The organism is Actinotalea sp. JY-7885 (genome assembly GCF_014525465.1).
GTDB lineage: Bacteria > Actinomycetota > Actinomycetes > Actinomycetales > Cellulomonadaceae > Actinotalea.
In genome coordinates this window covers 1-4,926 of sequence record NZ_JACEXH010000213.1, presented here as the reverse complement: position 1 = coordinate 4,926, position 4,926 = coordinate 1, and the positions used below count along the sequence as shown (strand labels likewise).

General features: G+C 76.3%; 4 protein-coding genes. All 4 read left to right on the top strand.

The features are described from left to right. On the top strand, positions 1–2,133 hold a 2,133-nt coding region (locus IDM29_RS14920), incomplete at its 5' end, for a serine/threonine-protein kinase (protein ID WP_188037712.1). Further along, on the top strand, positions 2,130–3,284 hold the full coding sequence (locus IDM29_RS14915) for a PP2C family serine/threonine-protein phosphatase (protein ID WP_188037711.1): 1,155 nt from the start codon (positions 2,130–2,132) through the stop codon (positions 3,282–3,284). The genes IDM29_RS14920 and IDM29_RS14915, both read left to right, overlap by 4 nt. After that, positions 3,281–4,564, top strand: a complete 1,284-nt coding sequence (locus IDM29_RS14910; protein ID WP_182112467.1) for a VWA domain-containing protein — start codon at positions 3,281–3,283, stop codon at positions 4,562–4,564. The genes IDM29_RS14915 and IDM29_RS14910 overlap by 4 nt, the downstream gene beginning before the upstream one ends. Further along, on the top strand, positions 4,561–4,926 hold a 366-nt coding region (locus tag IDM29_RS17020), incomplete at its 3' end, for a zinc-ribbon domain-containing protein (protein WP_223148373.1). The genes IDM29_RS14910 and IDM29_RS17020, both read left to right, overlap by 4 nt.

The window sequence follows — 4,926 nt, the reverse complement described above, 5'->3', positions numbered from 1 at the left end:
GCCGCCCCGGACGCCGGACCCGCGGGGGCCGACGGCGCGACGTCGACCCGCACGTCCAGCCGCCTCGCCTCGACCGCCATGGGCTCCGCGCGCACGGGACGGACCACCGGCGTCACCCGGCGCGTCGGCGGCTCGTCCAAGCGCCTGCGCGCCGCGCGCCTCGGCGCCGGCCTGACGACCATCGCGCCCGCACCGCCGATCGACGCCGCGACGGCGATCATGGCGAACCCCGAGGTGGCCGAGCACAAGCGGTTCTGCCCCTCGTGCGGCGCCGAGGTCGGCCGCTCCGTCGACGGGCGGCCCGGGCGCACGGAGGGCTTCTGCCCGCAGTGCCGCTCGCCCTACTCGTTCACGCCCAAGCTGAAGCCCGGCGACCTCGTCGGCGGGCAGTACGAGGTCGCCGGCGCGCTGGCCCACGGCGGGCTGGGCTGGATCTACCTCGCGCGCGACAAGAACGTCTCCGACCGGTGGGTGGTCCTCAAGGGCCTGCTCAACACCGGTGACGCCGACGCGCTCGCCGCCGCGATCGCCGAGAGCCAGTTCCTGGCCCAGGTGGAGCACCCGCGCATCGTCGAGATCTACAACTTCGTCACGCACGAGGGCGCCGGCTACACCGTCATGGAGTACGTCGGCGGGCACTCCCTCAAGGGCCTGCTCAAGGAGCGCATGGAGGCGGCGGGCGGACGGTACGACCCGTTCCCCCTCGACCAGGCGATCGCGTACGTGCTCGAGATCCTGCCCGCGTTCGAGTACCTGCACGACCTCGGCCTCGTGTACTGCGACTTCAAGCCGGACAACCTCATCCAGATCGGCGACGACGTCAAGCTCATCGACCTCGGCGGCGTGCGCCGGATCGACGACCAGGACTCGGCGATCTACGGCACGGTCGGGTACCAGGCGCCCGAGGTCGCCGAGATCGGCACGTCGGTCGCCTCCGACATCTACACGCTCGGCCGCACGCTGCTGGTGCTCGCGATGGAGTTCCGCGGGTACCAGTCGACGTACGTGGCGAGCCTGCCGCCCGTGGACCAGACGCCGCTGTTCCAGCGGTACGACTCCTTCTACCGGCTCGTGGCCAAGGCGTGCGCGCCCGACCCGGCGGACCGGTTCGCCACCGTGGCCGAGCTCCGCGTCCAGCTCCACGGCGTCCTGCGCGAGGTCGTCGCGATCGACCGCGCCGCGGGCGACACCGACGCCGCCGCGACCGACGCGGCTCCCTCCCTGCTGTTCCACGGGCCGGACTCGGCGACCGCCGTCGCGGGCTGGCAGGACCTGCCGGCGCTGCGCGTGGACACCGGCGACCCCCAGACGGGCTGGCTGGCGACGGTCGACGTCCGGGACCCGCAGGCGCGCCTGGTCCAGCTCGAGCGCGCTCCCGAGCGGTCCGCCGAGGTGCTGCTCGCCATCGCGCGTGCCGCGCTCGACGCCGGCCGCCGCGACCTCGTCTCCAAGGCGGTCGACGAGCTGCTCGCGGCGGACCCGTGGGAGTGGCGGGCGGTGTGGTTCCAGGGGCTCGCGGCGCTCGCCGCGGGCGACGGCCACGGGGCGCAGGCGTCCTTCAACGCCGTCTACGGGCAGGTGCCGGGCGAGCTCGCGCCCAAGCTCGCGCTCGCGCTGGCCTGCGAGGCGAGCGGCGAGCCCGAGATCGCCGAGTCCCTCTACGCGACGTGCGCGCGGACCGACGCCGCCTACGTCCCGCCGTCGGCCTTCGCGATGGCGCGCATCCGGGCCGCGCGCGGCACGGTCCGCGAGGCCGTCGCCGCCCTCGACCTGGTCCCCGCGACGTCGCGCGCGTACACCGAGGCGCGGCGCCAGCGCGCCGCCCTGCTCGTCGCGTCCGACGGCGGGCTGCCGGCGCTCGCGGAGGCGATGACGTCGCTGCACGACGTCGGCATCGACCCCGCCGAGCGCACGCGGCTCACGGCCGGCGCCCTGGAGGCGGCGCTCGCGCACGTCCGCGAGCACGGTCCGCAGAAGGCGGTGACCATCGGGACGTGGCCCGCCGAGGAGAAGTCGCTGCGCGACGGGCTCGAGCGCACCTACCGCGAGCTCGCGGCGGCGGCGGCCACGCCGGCCGAGCGCATCGCGCTGGTCGACGCCGCCAACGGCGTGCGGCGCTGGACGCTGCGGTGAGCGCGCCGACGACGGACGGTCCCGTGGTCTGCGCCGGCTGCGGCACGGTCGCGCCCCTCGGGGCCCGCTTCTGCGAGGAGTGCGGGGCCGACCTGCCCCTGGTGGCCGCCCCGCCGCCGCAGCCGGACGTCCGGCGGGAGTCGGCGCCCACGGTGCCGACAGTCGCGCTCCGCTCCTCCGCCCGCGGCGGGCGCCGGGCGGCGGCGGTCGCACCGCCGGTGACGCGCGCGTGCGCCGAGTGCGGAGGCGACGTCGACGCCGACGGCTACTGCACCCAGTGCGGGACCAAGGCGCCGCTGCCGCGCGACCACATGGTCGAGCAGCCCCAGCCGTGGGTCGCGTCGGTGAGCGACAGGGGCCGCCGCCACCACCGCAACGAGGACGCCGCGGCGGTCGACGCCGCGCCCGTGCCCGGGACGTGGGCCGCCCTCGTCGTGTGCGACGGCGTCTCGAGCTCCGAGGCCTCGGACGTGGCCTCGCTCGCGGCGGCGCGCGCGGCGTGCGACGTGCTCGTGCGCGAGCGCGGCGCCGGTCTGGCGCAGGGCTCAGCGCTCGCCGCGCTCGCCGCCAAGCGGCTGGCCGCGGCCGGCGCGGCCGCCGCCAAGGCGGTCGAGGAGGTGACGCACGACGAGCACGGCGACAGCCCGCCGTCGTGCACCTTCGTGGCCGCCGTGCTGGACGGCGAGCGGCTCACGGTCGGCAACGTCGGCGACAGCCGGGCGTACTGGCTGCCCGACGCGGGCGAGCCGGCCGTGCTCACCACCGACGACTCGTGGGCCGCCGAGCAGATCGCCGACGGCGTCCCGCAGGCGGACGCCGAGGCGGGCCCGCAGGCCCACGCCATCACGCGCTGGCTCGGCGTCGACGCGCACGACCAGGTCCCCCGCGTCACCCACCTGACGCTCGACGGCCCGGGCTGGCTGCTGCTGTGCTCGGACGGCCTGTGGAACTACTGCTCGGAGCCGACGGCGGCGGCGGGCGTGGTCGCTCGGGCCGCGGCGGGAGCGGGCGGCGAACCGCTCGCGACCGCGCAGGCCCTGGTGCGGTGGGCGAACGCGCAGGGCGGCAAGGACAACATCACCGTCGCGCTGGCGAGGCTCGACACCCCTACGGTTGCGACAGCACGGACCCACGAAGGAGACCCGGCATGACGAGCTTCACCGCGGCGGTGTACCAGAACGAGTTCCTGGCGGACGGCAGCACGGACGTGCACGCGATCGTCACGGTCGAGTGCAGCGGGGCCGGCCAGGCCGGGCAGAGCGGCGGCGGGGGCGCGGCCGAGCTGGTCCTCATCGACACCTCCGGCTCGATGGGCCACGAGGGCGTGCGGGCCGCGCAGGAGGCCGCGAACGCCGCGCTCGACCAGGTGGTCGAGGGCACGTGGTTCGCGGTCATCGCGGGCAGCCACGTCGCGCGCCTCGTGTACCCGACGGACGTGCGCGAGGGCGCGATGACGCGCATGGACCGGCGCACGCGCGAGGAGGCGCGGCGCGCCATCGCGACGCTCGCGCCCGACGGCGGCACGGCCATGGGGACGTGGCTCGAGCTGGCGGCGCGCGTGGCGACGTCGGTGCCGGGCGTGACGCAGCGCCACGCGATCCTGCTCACCGACGGCAAGAACCAGCACGAGTCGCCGCAGGAGCTGGACGCGCGCCTGCGCTCCGCGATCGGCGTCTTCCAGTGCGACTGCCGCGGGGTCGGCGCGGCGTGGGAGGTCGGCGAGGTGCGCCGCATCGCGCAGGCGCTCATGGGCACGGTCGACCTCATCCCGCGGCCGGACCAGATGGCCGCGGAGTTCGCGTCGCTCATGCGGGCGGCGATGAGCCGGGGCGTCGCTGCGGCGGACCTGCGGGTGTGGGCGCCGCAGGGCGCGCAGGTGCTCTTCGTCCGGCAGGTCTCGCCGTCGGTGGAGGACCTGACGCCGCGCCGGCGCGAGGTCAACCCGCTCACGGGCGCGTACCCGACCGGCAGCTGGGGCGACGAGTCGCGCGACTTCCACGTCGCGGTCCGGCTGCCCGCGTCGCGCGCCGTCGGCCAGGAGCAGCTCGCGGCGCGCGTGCAGCTCGTCGTCGGCGACGAGGTCACCGCCCAGGGCCTGGTCAAGGCGCAGTGGTCGGACAACAGCGAGCTGACGGCGCAGATCAACCCCGAGGTCGCGCACTACACGGGCCAGGCCGAGCTCGCCCAGGTCATCCAGGACGGCCTCGCGGCGCGCGCGATGGGCGACGAGCGGACCGCGACGGCGAAGCTCGGGCGCGCCGCACAGCTCGCGGCGCAGACGGGCAACGAGGAGGCGACGTCGAAGCTGCGTCGCGTGGTCGAGATCGACGAGCCGGCGACCGGCAAGGTACGGCTCAAGAAGGACGTCGCCAAGCTCGACGAGATGGCGCTCGACACGGCCTCGACCAAGACGACGCGGGTGCGCAAGTGAGCGCGGTCTGCCCCCAGGGGCACACGAGCGCGTCGACGGACTACTGCGACACCTGCGGCGCGCCGATCGCCGCGGGCGCGGCGGGCGGTGGTGCGGGTGCGGGAGGCGCGGCCCCGGCGCGCCCGGCGGCTCCCGCGCCGTCGGTGCTGTCGGGCGGGGTCGCGTGCCCCAACTGCCAGACGAACAACGTCGACGGCGCCCTGTTCTGCGAGGCGTGCGGGTACGACTTCACGACCGGGGCGCTCCCGCGCGGCAGCGCGCCGGCGGGCAGTCCGGCGGGCGGTTCGGTCGCTGGTCCGGCGGGTGCGCCGGCGGGTGGCGGTGCGCTCGGCGGTGCGGAGGGCGGTGCCGCGGCCGGTGGT